Source organism: Nocardiopsis sp. CC223A (assembly GCF_030766825.1).
Classification (GTDB): Bacteria; Actinomycetota; Actinomycetes; order Streptosporangiales; family Streptosporangiaceae; genus Nocardiopsis.
In genome coordinates, this window is sequence record NZ_JASFDV010000016.1 from 39,487 (window position 1) to 53,302 (window position 13,816).

15 protein-coding genes are annotated in these 13,816 nt (G+C 70.7%); 5 read left to right on the forward strand and 10 right to left on the reverse strand.

The window, feature by feature from the left end; genetic code table 11:
- Window positions 1-119: 119 nt before the first annotated feature.
- Window positions 120-830, reverse strand: coding sequence for a demethylmenaquinone methyltransferase (locus QJS33_RS08880; protein WP_306367401.1), 711 nt, complete (start codon window positions 828-830; stop codon window positions 120-122).
- Window positions 831-979: 149 nt separating this feature from the next.
- On the opposite strand from QJS33_RS08880, the gene QJS33_RS08885 reads away from it, so the two are divergent.
- Entirely contained in the window at window positions 980-2,242 is a 1,263-nt protein-coding gene (locus tag QJS33_RS08885; protein WP_306367402.1) for a delta-60 repeat domain-containing protein, read from the forward strand.
- Window positions 2,243-2,554: 312 nt separating this feature from the next.
- Window positions 2,555-2,692, forward strand: a complete 138-nt coding sequence (locus QJS33_RS08890; RefSeq protein ID WP_306367403.1) for a hypothetical protein — start codon at window positions 2,555-2,557, stop codon at window positions 2,690-2,692.
- Here QJS33_RS08890 and QJS33_RS08895 read toward each other — a convergent pair.
- Window positions 2,689-3,024 carry a DUF4229 domain-containing protein gene (locus QJS33_RS08895; protein WP_306367404.1) on the reverse strand — a complete coding sequence of 112 codons (336 nt, stop codon included), beginning with the start codon at window positions 3,022-3,024 and terminating at the stop codon, window positions 2,689-2,691. The genes QJS33_RS08890 and QJS33_RS08895 overlap by 4 nt on opposite strands.
- Window positions 3,025-3,442: 418 nt before the next feature.
- On the opposite strand from QJS33_RS08895, the gene QJS33_RS08900 reads away from it, so the two are divergent.
- A complete protein-coding gene (locus QJS33_RS08900) occupies window positions 3,443-3,643 on the forward strand; it encodes a BldC family transcriptional regulator (protein WP_220563472.1) in 201 nt (66 codons plus the stop codon).
- 190 nt (window positions 3,644-3,833) lie between these two features.
- Window positions 3,834-4,190 (forward strand): PLD nuclease N-terminal domain-containing protein, encoded by a 357-nt coding sequence (locus QJS33_RS08905; protein WP_306367405.1) that lies wholly within the window; start codon window positions 3,834-3,836, stop codon window positions 4,188-4,190.
- A gap of 85 nt (window positions 4,191-4,275) precedes the next feature.
- Here QJS33_RS08905 and QJS33_RS08910 read toward each other — a convergent pair whose 3' ends face one another.
- A complete protein-coding gene (locus tag QJS33_RS08910; RefSeq protein WP_306367406.1) occupies window positions 4,276-5,565 on the reverse strand; it encodes a polysaccharide lyase family 1 protein in 1,290 nt (429 codons plus the stop codon).
- A 163-nt stretch (window positions 5,566-5,728) separates the two neighbouring features.
- Here QJS33_RS08910 and QJS33_RS08915 point away from each other — a divergent pair, with 163 nt between their 5' ends.
- Window positions 5,729-6,703, forward strand: coding sequence for a LacI family DNA-binding transcriptional regulator (locus QJS33_RS08915; protein WP_306367407.1), 975 nt, complete (start codon window positions 5,729-5,731; stop codon window positions 6,701-6,703).
- On the opposite strand, the gene ccsB is transcribed toward QJS33_RS08915, so the two are convergent.
- The 7 genes from ccsB to QJS33_RS08950 all read right to left on the reverse strand — a co-directional run bounded on the left by ccsB (window position 6,694) and on the right by QJS33_RS08950 (window position 13,712).
- Window positions 6,694-7,686: a c-type cytochrome biogenesis protein CcsB gene (gene ccsB / locus QJS33_RS08920; RefSeq protein WP_306367408.1), complete on the reverse strand. Its 993-nt coding sequence runs from the start codon at window positions 7,684-7,686 to the stop codon at window positions 6,694-6,696. The genes QJS33_RS08915 and ccsB overlap by 10 nt on opposite strands.
- A complete protein-coding gene (locus QJS33_RS08925) occupies window positions 7,683-9,293 on the reverse strand; it encodes a cytochrome c biogenesis protein ResB (RefSeq protein WP_306367409.1) in 1,611 nt (536 codons plus the stop codon). Before QJS33_RS08925 ends, ccsB begins: the two co-directional genes overlap by 4 nt.
- A complete protein-coding gene (locus QJS33_RS08930; RefSeq protein WP_306367410.1) occupies window positions 9,293-10,093 on the reverse strand; it encodes a cytochrome c biogenesis CcdA family protein in 801 nt (266 codons plus the stop codon). The genes QJS33_RS08925 and QJS33_RS08930 overlap by 1 nt, the downstream gene beginning before the upstream one ends.
- Window positions 10,093-10,773, reverse strand: a complete 681-nt coding sequence (locus tag QJS33_RS08935) for a TlpA disulfide reductase family protein (protein WP_306367411.1) — start codon at window positions 10,771-10,773, stop codon at window positions 10,093-10,095. The genes QJS33_RS08930 and QJS33_RS08935 overlap by 1 nt, the downstream gene beginning before the upstream one ends.
- Before the next feature lie 263 nt (window positions 10,774-11,036).
- On the reverse strand, window positions 11,037-11,240 hold the full coding sequence (locus tag QJS33_RS08940; protein ID WP_013155995.1) for a helix-turn-helix domain-containing protein: 204 nt from the start codon (window positions 11,238-11,240) through the stop codon (window positions 11,037-11,039).
- Window positions 11,241-11,493: 253 nt separating this feature from the next.
- On the reverse strand, window positions 11,494-12,291 hold the full coding sequence (locus QJS33_RS08945) for a phosphatase (RefSeq protein ID WP_306367412.1): 798 nt from the start codon (window positions 12,289-12,291) through the stop codon (window positions 11,494-11,496).
- A gap of 260 nt (window positions 12,292-12,551) precedes the next feature.
- Entirely contained in the window at window positions 12,552-13,712 is a 1,161-nt protein-coding gene (locus QJS33_RS08950; RefSeq protein WP_306367447.1) for an acetoin utilization protein AcuC, read from the reverse strand.
- Window positions 13,713-13,816 lie beyond the last annotated feature (104 nt).

A 13,816-nucleotide genomic window follows, 5' to 3' on the forward strand; every position in this document is an offset into this window, starting at 1 on the left:
CCGCCGCCACATGAGGCACATGAGGCACAACAAAAACCCGGCGAACACAGGGTTCCCCGGGTTTTGCGAGCTTTGAAGCTATTTAAGAAGTAGGCAACCAAATGGGCCTGATGTCGGCTTTACTGCTCGCGGAAGCCGCGGTGAAGGGCGACGATCCCGCACGACAGGTTCCGCCAGGCGACCCGGGACCAGCCCGCGTCCTGGAGGTGTCGGGCCAGCTCGGCCTGGGCGGGCCAGGCCATGATCGACTCCGAGAGGTAGTCGTAGGACTCGCTCTTGCCCGACACCGCGCCCGCGATCTTGGGCAGCGCGCCCATCAGGTAGGTCGAGTACAGGCGGTCGATGAATTCCACCGGAATGTGACTGAACTCGCAGATCACCACGCGGCCGCCGACCTTGGTGACCCGCAGCAGTTCGCGCAGGGCCCGGTCCACGTCATTGACGTTGCGCAGGCCGAACGAGATGGTCACCGCGTCGAAGGTCTCGTCGGCGAAGGGCAGGTGCAGCGCGTCGCCCGCGACGAAGGTGACCCCGCCCCTGGACGCGCCGCCGCGGCGGCGGACTCCCGTGGACAGCATGCCCAGGGAGAAGTCGCAGGCGATCACCCGTGCGCCCTTGCGGATGAAGGACTCCGAGGAGGTGCCGGTGCCCGCGGCCAGGTCCAGGACCAGCTCTCCGCTGTGGGCGTCGACGGCGTTGACGGTCGCCCGGCGCCAGGCGCGGTCCTGACCGAGGGAGATGACGTCGTTGACGAGGTCGTAACGGTCGGCGATGCCGTCGAACATCGCCGCGACGTCCTGGGGCTTCTTGTCGAGTTCAGCGCGGGCCATGCCCACCAGCCTACGGCCGCGCGGACACCACCGCGCCGCGGGGCGGCCACCCGACCACATGGATTTGGTTACTGTATGTGATTTAGGTGCGACTCTTTGCAAGAATTGGTCGTGCCCCTTTACCCTGCGCCCGACCGAGGAGAACACCCGTGAAACCGAAGCTCACCGCCCTGGTGCTGGGCATGGCCCTGTTGGTCCCGATCGGGGCCGCGACCCCGGTGGCCGCGGGCGATACCGCGCACCGGTCCGTGGTGGGCGAACAGCCGGTCCTCTGGACGCCGCACGTCCTGGACGGAGCGGTCAAGGACATCGTGCGGGTGGGGAACACCGTCGTCGTCGTCGGGGAGTTCGACCGGGTCGCCGACGCCGACGGCAGGCGCGTCCACCATCTGCGCAACATCTTCGCCTTCGAGCACGGCACCGGGCGGATCCTCCGCGGCTTCGCACCCTGGGTCGACCGGGAGATCACCTCCGTGGTCCCCGGCCCCGACGGCACGGTCGTCATCGGCGGGGAGTTCCGGACGGTCAACGGCACCCCGGCCCGCGGGCTGGCCCGGATGCGGCTCCACGACGGATCGCGGGTCGCGGCGTTCACGGCGACCCTGGACGGCGGGTCCGCCTACCGGCTGGCCTCCGACGGGAACCGGCTGTACGTCGGCGGTTCCTTCCCCGGGATCGGCGGGACGCCGCGGCCGGGCATCGCCCGACTGAACGCGACCACCGGGGCGCTGGACACCGGGTTCGCCCCGCACATCTCCGAGCAGCGCCGCGGCACACTGCGGGTGCAGGAGCTGGCGCTGAGCCCGGACGGGCGGCGGCTGGCGATCAACGGCACGTTCACCAAGGTGAACGGGCAGGACCGGTACCAGATCGCCGTGCTGGACACCGCGACCGGGAAGCCGACGCGGTGGTCCACCGACGCGTTCGAGCCGCAGTGCGACTACTCGGCGATGCACACCTACATGCGGCAGATGGACTACGCACCGGACGGCTCGTACTTCGCGCTGGTGACGGCGGGCGGCCCGCAGGTCAAGCCGGGGCTGTGCAAGGCGGTGGTGCGGTTCGAGAACACCGACACGCCCGACGCCGAACCCACATGGGTCAACAAGACCGGCGGCGACTCGCTGTACTCGGTCGAGGTGACCGGGGCCGCGGTGTACGCGGGCGGCCACCAGCGCTGGATGGACAACGAGGGGGGCGCGCTCAACCCGGGACCGGGCTCGGTCGCCCGCGAGGGCATCGCCGCCGTGCATCCGCGCACCGGGCGCGCCCTGCCCTGGAACCCGGGCCGCTCCCGCGGCCACGGGGTGGAGGCCCTGCACGCCACCTCCGACGGCCTCTACGTCGGCAGTGACACCGAGCGCCTGGCCGACGAGTACCACGCCCGCCTGGGCATGTTCCCCCTCCGCTGACGTCCGGCCCCACACCGCGGTCGGGCCGGGGAGCCGGTAGCGCCAGGTGGTGCGGAAGTCCTCGGGCGAGGTGCCGGTGAGGTCGGCGACGGCCTCCGGTACCTCCGCCCGGATTTCTGAGAAGTCCACGTACCCCGGCCCTCCGACGGTTCCCCCGGGGAGGCCGCCGACGGGGGCCGCCCACAGGTCCTCGTCCCTCGGAACGGTCACGGTGCGGCGGACCGTCGTCCTCCTTCTCGCCGGTTCCACCATGGAGGACGGCGGCGCCGATCGCCCGGAATTCATTGGCCAAAGAGTCTTGGCCAAGAAACCTTGGTCGTCCAAGGTGCGGGCCTGAGCGATGAGACCCCCCGTGATCCGTTCGAGAACGCCGAGTGTCTGGACGCGCGGTCGCTGCGCGGGCTGGACCGGCCCGAGACCGCTCCCGAGCCGTCGGCCCGGGAACCCTAGGGCTCCTTGGGGGCGACCGGGGCCTCCTCGGCCCTCTCCGGGGCCGGGGTGTCCGGGGTGTCCTCGGCGGACTCCTGGAGGTGGTCCTCGCGGGCGGCGCCGCCGTCGATGCGGTCGCTCACCAGGGAGCCGCGCCGCTGCTCGATCCGGTCGACCACGGTGGCCGACATCCGGTCGCGCAGGGAGGACAGCAGCACGTAGGAGGCCAGGCCGCTGATCAGCCAGGCGAGGATGAGGGCCATCCACGAGCGGGCGCCGAACAGGTACACCACTCCGAAGGCCGCCAGGAACAGTCCTACGCGGGCGGCGGTATAGGGCAGCCAGCTACGCATCGAAAAGCCTCACAACAGACGATTACCTGGACTAGATTGGTCGCTACGCCCATCAACGCACGAGACGACCGGTCCGCTGTCGCGGTTTCCGGGGGGTCGACCTCTCGACGAGGCCGATGTCGGCGCGCTCATGTGCTCTCACCTCCAGGTTAAGGGTGAGCGGCCGGGAGCGCGCACCGGGTCGGCCTGTGTCCCTCATCGCGGATGATCGGCCCTCTGGCCTGAATTCAGATAGTCATGGGATGTTTCCAATCCCGACAGCAGGGTCCGAACATCACGTTCCGGTCACATATCCCGTACTCCTCCCCCCAACACCGCAATTTCTCCGAAAACTAGGGAGGAAACGGACCAACTCATGCACACTAGGGGATCAAACGCCCGCCGCCCCCAGAGTCCAGGCGGGCATGATTGGGGGAATGTGAAGGTGGAACGAGCAAGCGAACGCCTGTTGACCCCCGGGGAAGTGGCCTCACTCTTCCGGGTTGATCCCAAGACCGTCACCCGTTGGGCCGCCTCCGGGCGGATCAGCAGCATCAGAACCCCGGGCGGCCACCGTCGGTTCCGGGAGTCCGAGGTCCGCGCCCTTCTGCTCGGCGAGCCGAGCGAGAGCAGTTCCTGACCCCAGGGGACGCATCCCCGAGAGGCTTTCCGGGGTCCGCACGGACCTCTGGTGAAGGGAGTCGCACCTCCGCAACCCGGGCCGCCGCCCCGGAGTCCGCGGTCCCCTCGCCGCGCACGGCGCGGCGGCGTCACGGCCGTGGGAGTCGGCCCGACCATGGGGAGTGGACAGCGAGAGATAGGCTGGAATCATGGTGTGGCTTGGTGGCCTGATCACGCTCGTGTCGGTCGTTCTCTGGGTGTACGCGTTCTTCGACGCGCTGACCACCCCGGCCCAGGATGCCCGGAACCTTCCGAAGATCCTCTGGCTGGTCGTCATCGCGCTGTTCATGCCCGTGGGCTCGATCCTGTGGCTGTTCCTGGGACGGCCCCGCAAGTCCACCGCCGTATGGGGCGCCGCGGCCTCCCCGGCTCAGGCCGCCGCCTCGATCGACGACCTCGACCCGTCGGACTTCGCCAAGCCCTCCGACAGTCCGCACCCGCTCGGCCCGGACGACGACCCCGAGTTCCTGCGCGGCCTCGACCGCCGGATCGACCCCGACGAGTAGACCGCCCGACATCAGGACCCGTACGGGTCCCTGCGGTGCAGGGGGCCGCTCCGCATCCCGGAGCGGCCCCCTGCGCCGTTCCGCGTCACAGCAGCCCGGCGCCCGTCTTCCGTTCCAGGCCGCGCAGGGCGTGCACGGGCTGGACCCCGGTGTCGTACTGCGGCACCCAGGTGAGCTCGGTGCCCAGCGGGTCATCCGGGTGGGCCGCGTTGTGCTCGGCGACGAGGTCGACGCCGGTGACGCGCCCCCGGCCGTCCGTCATGACCCCGTTCCCCGTGCCGACCATGTCCGTACCGCCCCAGTTGTACAGGAGCGCGTCGGTGGTGTGCCCGTCACGCAGGTCGAACAGGTTGTTCTCCACGTACAGCTGCGATTCGAACCCCGCGCCCAGGCTGTACTGGTACAGGTCACCGCTGACGGTGTAGAGGTTGTTGTAGACGTGGACCTGGCCGTACCGCACCCGCGGGGCGCGCTGGCCGAGCCCGTCGAAGTGGTTGTGGTGCCAGGTCACGCGCAGGTGGCCGCGGTCGGTGGTGCGGCCGTCGCTGTTGCCCAGCAGCAGGGCCTTGTCCCGGCCCTCGAAGTGGTTCCACGACACCGTCACCAGGTCCGAGGCCCGCACGATGTCCAGCAGGCCGTCGTGCACCTCGTACCTGCGCCCGAAGTACTCGGGTTGCTCGGCACCCGGGCGGTCGCCGTCGTCGAAGGTGTTGTGGTCGATCCACACGTTCCGGGAACCGGACACCTCGATCTGGTCGTACTCGGAGTTCCAGTTGCCGCTCCCCCCGTCACCGGGATCCCAGCCGGGGAAGCAGTCGTGGGCGTCGGAGAAGGTCAGGTTGCGCAGGATGACGTTCTCCACGTTGTGGACCAGCAGGTTCATCCCGGTGAGTTCGGTGCCGTCGCCGACCCCGACGATCGTCGTGTTGGAGCCGACCCGGTAGCGGATGTGCTCGGCCTGCACGTCCTGCGAGGCCGCCCGGGCCTCCTCCAGTGGTCCGGAGGGGTCCTCCCACCCCCAGACCTCCGGGTCGTAGGCGGCCAGGTACGCCTCCCGTGTGTAGCCGTCGACGGCGTAGTCGTCGCAGCTCAGGGGAGAGCCGTCGGCGGCGGTGTTGGCGTCGATGAGGCCGTCCACGTAGACGATCTTGGGTTCGTCCCCGGCGATGGCCTCCCGGAACCCGGCCGCGGTCGACACCCGGAACACGTTCTCGTCCGTGGCGTCCGCGCCGCCGGTGGTGCCGCCGCCCGCCCAGGCCCAGCCGTCGCCCTCGGGCAGCACCCTCCTCCCGAGGTCGTCGGCGGCCGCCGGCGCGGGCGCGGCCAGCGCCGCGGCCAAGGCGAGGGCCAGAGCGGGGGTGAGCCGTCTTCGCATGGTGTGCTCCTGGGGGATGAGACTGCAAGCGTTTGCAACAAAATCCTCGAACCCCCGGAAAGAAGCAAGCCCCTCACCCGTGGAAAGATGGGAAAACTCGAACCCGGTAGGAGCAACCGTTTGCTCTCCCTGTGCTCCGGGCTCTCGCGAAAAGGGTGACACCATGGCCGTGACGCTCAAGGACGTGGCCCGGGCCAGCGGGGTCCACGTGTCCACCGTCTCCCGGGCCTTCTCGGCTGCGCACCTGGTCAACGCGCGGACCCGGGCCCGGGTGCTGGCCGCCGCCGACGAGCTGGGCTACCGCCCCAACCGGGTCGCCCGGGCACTGTCGACCCGCCGGACCGGGAACCTCGGCGTGGTCGTCGCCGACATCGCCAACCCGTTCTTCCCGCCGCTGCTGAAGGCGGCGCAGGAACAGGCGCGGGCCAGGGACCACCACGTCTTCATCGCCGACACCGACGAACGGACCGAGGTCGAGGAGGAGGCGGTCCGGTCGCTGGCGGGCCAGGTGGACGGGCTGATCCTGGCCGCACCCCGGATGGCCGACCGGCGCATCCGCGAACTGGCCGCCGAGGTCCCCATAGTGGTCGTCAACCGCCGGATATCCGGGCTGTCGTGTGTGCTCATGGACGTCGGCGAAGGGGTCGGGCGGGCCGTCGCCCGGCTGGCCGACCTGGGGCACCGCGACCTCGCCCTGGTGTCCGGGCCCGCGGCCTCGTGGACGGGGCGGCGGGCGGCGCGGGCGGCCGAGACCGCCGCCGGGGAGCACGGCGTGCGCGTGCACCGGGTCGGCCCGCAACCGCCGACGGAGGCGGGTGGGGCCGCCGCGTTCGACGCCGTGGCCGGGGCCGGGGCGACCGCGGCCCTGGCCCACAACGACCTGATGGCGCTGGGCCTGCTGGCCGCGGCGCGGGACCGGGGCGTCCCCGTCCCGGGGCGGTTGAGCGTCGTCGGGGTCGACGACACCCTGACCGCCCGGCACACCCGGCCCGCCCTGACCACCGTCGCGATGCCGGTGGAGGCGGCCGGCCGGGCCGCCGTCGACCTGCTGCTGCGGGACGCGACGCCCCAGGACCTCGTCCTGGGCACCCGTCTGGTCGAACGCGACTCGACGGGGCCCGCCCCCGCTCAGGCGTAGGAGTGCAGGCCGCTGAACATGTAGTTGACCGCGAAGAAGTTGAACAGGATCGTCGCGAAGCCCAGCACGTTGATCCACGTCGCCTTGGGCCCGCGCCACCCGCCGGTCGCCCGCGCGTGCAGGTAGGCGGCGTAGACGACCCAGGAGATGAACGACCAGACCTCCTTGGGGTCCCAGCCCCAGAAGCGGCCCCAGGCCTCGTCCGCCCAGATGGACCCGGCGATGATGCCGAAGGTCCACAGCGGGAACGCGAACAGGATGAGCCGGTGCGAGATGCGGTCCAGCAGCTCGGGGCTGGGCAGGCGGCCGGCGATGCCGACGACCTCCTCGCCCGCGGCCCGCTTGACCTCGGAGCGGTGCGAGACCAGGTAGGTGATGCCGGTGACGCCGGAGACCATGAACGCGCCGCCCGCCAGGATGGCCGCGGTGACGTGGATCGGCACCCAGTAGGAGTGCAGCGCCGGGATCAGCGGCCCCGGGTCGACGTACAGCCACCTGACGCCGATGCCCAGCAGGACCAGCACCGGGACCAGCACGAACGCGCCCAGGAAGCGGGCCTGGTAGCGGAACGAGGCGTACAGCAGCACGCCCACCGCGACCAGGCACATCGCCACCACGAACTCGAACATGTTGCCCCAGGGCCAGCGGCCGGCCGCCGCGCCCCGCGTGATGATCTGGGCCAGGCCCATCAGGAAGCCCACGGTGGTCACGCCCAGGGCGATCTTGCCCAGCACGCTCTGGGAGGCCCTGGCCTCGCCCTCGGTGGTGCGGACGTTGACCTCGATGCCGTCGTCGGCGCCTCCGGCCGCACCGGCGCCGACGGGCATCAGCCGTCCCGCCTTCAGCTTGGTCCGCTGCCCGTAGGCGGCCTCGATCGCGAACAGGAACAGGGCCGCGGCGTAGGTCACGATCATGGCGATGACCAGCGTGTCGCTGGCCGACGCCATGGTCTCGTTCACCGGCGCGGCGAGAGTGTACGTCACCGGTCACTCCTCGTGTCGGAAGGGTTCTGGGGGTTGTCGTCCGACTCGTTCCGGAGTCGTGCGGCAAGCTCGGTGGTGATCTCGTGGAACTCGGCGTTGTCGCCCGCGACCTCGGTCTTGCCGAGTCCGGCCAGCTCCACGCGGGTCCGGCCGTCCTCGCCGCGGGCGGCGCGCACCCACACCCGGCGCGGGCGGACGAACAGGGTCAGCAGCAGGCCGCCGACGGCGGTGGCCGCGGTGATGAGCGCGGGCAGCCGGGCACCGTCCCGGTTGGCCTGGAGGCTGATGTACTCCTTGTATCCGGTGAACTCGATGGACCCGGCGCCGTCGGGCAGCTCCCAGACGTCGCCGATCCCCAGCACCGGGGATTCGCCGAGGGGCTCCATGCCCTCGGTGCGCAGCTGGTACACCGACTGCGGGTCGATCATGCCCAGGTCGCCGGTGTACCCCTCCAGGGTCACCCGCGGGTTCGTGGCGCCGGGGAATCCGGAGGTCAGCTCGCCGTCGGGGGTCTCGGCCGCGGTCGGCAGGAAGACACCGACGAAGCCCAGCTGGTCGGCGTCCTCGTCCCCGGTGTCGGGGACCTTGACCACGCCGTCGGACACGAAGCTCATGGTGTCCCGGTACAGGAACGGCACGGCCTGGTCGAACACCACGTCGCCGTCGCCGTTGCGCACGACGAACTCCGGCGCGTACCCGTGGCCGAGCAGGTAGACCTGCACGCCCGAGACGCTGAGCGGGTGGTTGACCTCCAGCCGGTGCGTCCGTTCGGGGCCGCCCGGCTCCTCGGTGTAGGTGAGGTCGGCGACGTAGGACTCGGCCTGCCCGCGCAGGTCCCCCTCCTCGATGAAGCCCGCCTCGAAGTCGTCGAGGTGGACCGTGAAGGGGGCTATCGAGTCCATGTCGGTCCAGTGGCCCGGGTAGATCGCGTCGTAGGAGGGCAGCGTGTTGGCGAACCCGTCGCCCTCGACGATGAGCATGTTGCCGCGGTAGCCGAAGAACGATCCGGCGGCCAGCGCCACCAGCAGGCCGAGCAGGGCCAGGTGGAACAGGACGTTCCCGGCCTCGCGCAGGTAGCCGGTCTCGGCCGAGACGGAGTCGCCGTGGCGGTCCACCCGGTACCCCTTGAGCACGCGCTTCGCCTGCTCCAGCACGGCCTCGGGGTCGGCGTCGGTGGTGAACCTCGCGGCGTAGGGCATCCGGTCCAGGTTGCGCGGGGTGGGCACCGGCCGGGCCCGGACCGCCCGGGCGTGCACCAGGGCGCGCGGGATGACGCAGCCCGCCAGGGACACGAACAGCAGCAGGTAGATCGCCGCGTACCAGGGCGAGGAGAAGACGTCGAAGAGGTGGAAACGGTCCAGCCAGGGGGCCAGGTCCGGGTTCTCCCGGAAGTAGTTGTCGACCTCGTCGACGCTCACGACGTTCTGCGGCAGGATCGACCCGGGGATGGCCCCGACCGCCAGCAGGAACAGCAGGATCAGCGCGGTGCGCATCGAGGTGAGGATGCGCCAGGCCCAGCGCAGCCAGCCCAGGACGCCGAGTCCCTTGGGGCCGGACGCGGTCCCCTCCGCGGTGCCCGTGGTCGTCTCGGTCGTGGTCGTACTCATCAGATCACCGTCTGGTAGTCGGCGGCCCAGCCCTGCATGACGATGGTCCACTGGGTCCACAGACCGGTCACCATCGCCAGGCCGACCAGGACGAGCATGGCACCGCCGATCACGGTGACCGTGCGGGTGTGGCGCTTGAGCCGCCCGAAGGCGCCGAGTGCGCGGCGGTACAGGAGCGAGGCCGCGATGAACGGCAGTCCCAGGCCCGCGCAGTAGGCCAGGGAGAGGAGCATGCCCCGCCCGGCACCGCCCTCGACGAAGGCGAGTGTCTGCACGGCGGCCAGGGTGGGGCCGATGCACGGGGTCCAGCCCAGGCCGAACAGCACCCCGAGCAGGGGCGCGCCCACCAGCCCGGCCTTGGGCAGGCGGTGGAAGCGGAACTCGCGGGCGAAGCCGGGCAGGACGCCCATGAAGGCCAGGCCCAGGACGACCGTCAGCACGCCAAGGACCCGGGTGATGGGGTCGGTGTGGTCCACCAGCAGGTCGCCGAGCCAGCCGATGAAGCCGCCCACGGCCACGAAGACCAGGGTGAACCCGGCGATGAACAGGGCGCTGCCGGTGACCATGGTCCAGCGGCGCCCGGCCAGCTCGTCGTCGACCTCGGCGAGGGTGGCGGTACCGCCGCCGACAGCGGTGCGCCTGCGCACGTCGGCGGCGCTCATCCCGGTGACGTACGACAGGTAGCCGGGGACCAGGGGGAGCACGCACGGGGACAGGAAGGAGACCAGTCCCGCGGCGATCGCCAGCGGGACGGCCATGAGGAGGGATCCGGTGAGGACGGTGGTGCCGACGGGGTCCATCAGACGTCGTCCCCGTCAGGGCTCGCGCCCTCGCCCGGTTCTTCGGGGGCTCCGGACTCCTGCGACCCCTCCTGCTCGGCCACCCGGGGACGCTCCTCGGGATCGCCGAGGTCGTACTCCACGACGATCGGGTTCAGCAGTCCGGTGAGCTGGCCGTAGGTGGTCGGCCCGATGACGCGGGCGGCGATGCGCCCGTCGGGGTCGATGACCAGGGTGCTGGGGATGGCGCGCGGCGGGACCGTGCCGCGGAACGCCTGGGGCACCTCGCCGGGCTGGTCGTACAGGCTCGGGTACTCGACGCCCTTGGTGTCGAGGTAGGTGCGGGCGGCGGTGTCGTCGTCCTTGATGTTGACGCCGAGGAAGTCCACGCCCAGGTCGGTGTACTCGGCGTGCACCTCGTCCAGGACGGGCTGCTCGGTGCGGCAGGGACCGCACCAGCTGGCCCAGACGTTGAGGACGACGATGCCGCCGGCGTAGTCGGCCAGCTCGATCTCGTCGCCGTCCAGGGTGGTGCCGGAGAAGTCGGGTGCGTCGACCCGCTCGTCGGCGGGGAAGGCGGTGGCGCTGCCGTCGCCCGAGATGAAGCGGTCGTCCTCACCGCCGGTCTCGATCTCGTTGCCCCCGGCGCAGCCGGTCAGGGCGAGTACGGCGGCCGCCGCGGCCGCGGCAAGGCGCGTCACAGCGCGACTGGACCGCGCGCCGGTTCTGGCACTGGGCATCGAGGAGACCTCGCGAACGGGGTGTGAACTGGGCGGACTACGACAACGACAAAGTGTAGTAGACACCCTGGGGCCCGTTCCGCCGCCCCGGTGCAAGGATCGTCCGTCCCTGGTGGGAGGGCCGGCACGAGAGCGGGATCACCCGTGGGGATCCGGGTGTCCCGCCCTGCGCGTTCCGGCGGCGGCCGGGAGGGGTCGAACACCCCGGCCCGGCCGTTCCGCGATCATCCCGCCTCGACGAAAGCCTCACGGAGGTAGTCGTGGACGGCCCGCTCGGGGACCCGATAGGAACGCCCCACGCGGATCGCGGGGAGAACTCCCGAGTGCACCATGCGGTACACGGTCATCTTGGACACTCGCATGATCGTGGCGACCTCCGCCACGGTCAGGAACCTGACCTCTTCGAGAGGCGGCTTGCTCCCGTTCATCTTCCGACGCCCTCATTCCCGGACGTGAGTATTGCCTTCCAGTTCAGCCCGGCGCGGTGCCGGTCGGGGGCGACCCCGGTATGTGCCCCGTCCCAACGCCACGCCGGCGTGTCATGCTGTCACTACTGACACGTCCGTTTTCAGAGTAGAGCGGAGTTCCCGTCTGCGAAAGGTCGTTTGTGGTGTCTTCCGAGCAATACCCGGAAGGCGCCCCGGGTGATGTTTAACAGTGGGTATAAATGGCCGACACGGCTCAGGAGAGACCCGCCCGGGCGAGAACGTAATCGCGCAGCGGCGCGTAGTCCTCGGTCAGATAACCGTCGTCCAAAGGGACCGTGACCAGTAGTTTCCCCTCGTGTTCCGCAAGAAAGAGGGCGGGGTCGTTGCAGTCGGCGAACCCCAGTGTGGGCACTCCCGCCTCTCCGGCCGCACCCGCGAACCCGTGATCCGCGATGACCAACTGCGGCCATGGCTCGCCGCGGTCGGCGAGGTCCCCGAGGATGGCCCGCATGGCGAACGGATGGTGGCTGTGCCGGGCCAGGTGCCCGTCCGTGACGATGCCGACGCCGTCCTGCCAGACCACGAAGCGGCGGTTGGGCGGGCGTTCGGTGGTGACCTCGTAGGTGTAACCGGCGGCGGCGGTGAGGACGGGGCAGCCCTGGGCGGCCAGGGCGTCCTTCCAGAGCCGGTAGGTGCCCTGGAGCTTGTTCGGGTGCCCGGTGGCGAACATGACCCGTTCGCGGCGCTCCGCGGCCAGCGCCAGCCGGTCGGCGACGGCCTCCAGGGCGTCGACCGTGAGGTCGGGGTCGATGGTGTCGATGCCCCAGACGTACTCCTCGTCGCCGACGACGCCGCACCGCTTGCTCATCAGCGCCAGGACCTCGGAGAAGGTCCAGTCGTGGGAGAAGCTGAGGCCGAACTGGTGATAGGGGTCCTTCTGGACCAGGCGCCGGTAGTGCCGAAGATTGTTCTGGCGTGAGGTGTCGACGTGTCCGGCGATTCCCGTCCGCACCAGATGGGAGATGAGTTCAGCACGTGTCGGCGGCGTCACCAGGTGGTCCCCTTCCTCGTCGGGGCGAACACGTGACGCGCCGCTCGGCCACCACGGCGCCTGCTCACGTTCGCCCGGTATTCAACCTCTTCCTACCCGCTGGACGCGCGCCACGCCCCGTCCGCGGGAATTCACCCACGCACTCACCGGGCGACATGGCTCACCAGGAAACGATACCGAGGTCACGGACATCAGGTTAGAAAATGGAAGAGACCGGAACGAAAGGGTGTCTTCGTGAGAAGACGCCCGAACGTCCCGGCTCAGAGGCTCGGGTCGATACCGTGGCTCGGGAACACCGCGGTCCGGGTCGCGTGAATGGCACGGTCCACCGGATTGCCGGGGTCGTACCCCTCCTCGAAGGGGGAGAACACCACGTCGCGGCCGTCGGTCATGTACAGCGGGGCCAGCTCGCCGGTGCGCTCCCGGACGAAGTCGCGCCAGCCCTGCGGGGTCTCGCCGTCGGGGTCCACCGGGCGGCCCGCCGCCTCGGCGAGCAGGTGGGTCCAGGCCCGGGGCACCACGTGCACCAGCCCGTACCCGCCGCCGCCGAACAGCACCCAGCGGCCGCCCGCGGTGCGCTGGGCGAGCTTGTGCAGCTCGGCGTAGGCGCGCCGTTGGCCGTCCAGGCTGAGGGTGAGATTGGCGAGCGGGTCCAGGGCGTGCGTGTCGCAGCCCTGCTGGGTCACCAGGATCTCCGGCTGGAACTCGTGCAGCAGCGGCGGGACCACCGCGTCGAAGGCACGGTGCCAGCCGCTGTCGCCGGTGCCGGCGGGCAGGGCGACGTTGACCGAGTACCCCTCGGCGTCGGGGCCCCCGGTCTCCCCGGCCTGGCCGGTGCCCGGGAACAGGGTGACCGGCGACTCGTGGAGGCTGATGGTGAGCACCCGGGGGTCGTTGTAGAAGGCGCGCTGGACGCCGTCCCCGTGGTGGACGTCGATGTCGACGTAGGCGATGCGCTTGGCGCCCTGCTCCAGCAGCCAGGCGATGGCCAGCGCCGGGTCGTTGTAGACGCAGAAGCCCCAGGCGTTGCCGCGCATGGCGTGGTGCAGGCCGCCCGCGATGTTGGCGGCGTGCACGGACTCACCGGTCCACACCGCCCTGGCGGCGGCGACGGAGGCGCCCGAGATGAGCGCCGCCGCGTCGTGCATGTCCTTGAAGACGGGGTTGTCGGCGGTGCCGAGCATGTGGGCGTCGTCCGGTTCCAGGGTCCGCCCGGCCCGCTTGACCGCCTCGATGTAGGAGCGGTCGTGCACCAGGGCCAGGAGGTCGTCGGAGGCGGGTTCCACGTCCAGGAGCGAGACGCCGGGGGCGCTCAGGACTCCCAGTTCGCGGGCGAGCGCCATGGTCAGCTCGACCCGGATCGGTGCCATCGGATGCTGCGGGCCGAAGTCGTAGGCCGTCAGCCCGTCGTCCCATGCCACCCGGAGCGAGCAGGACGTGCGCCCTCCCATGTCGGTGACCCCCGTTTCAGGTGTACGTGTTCCGAAGCACACAGTACGCAAGGGCGGGCAGTGCTCAGAACCCC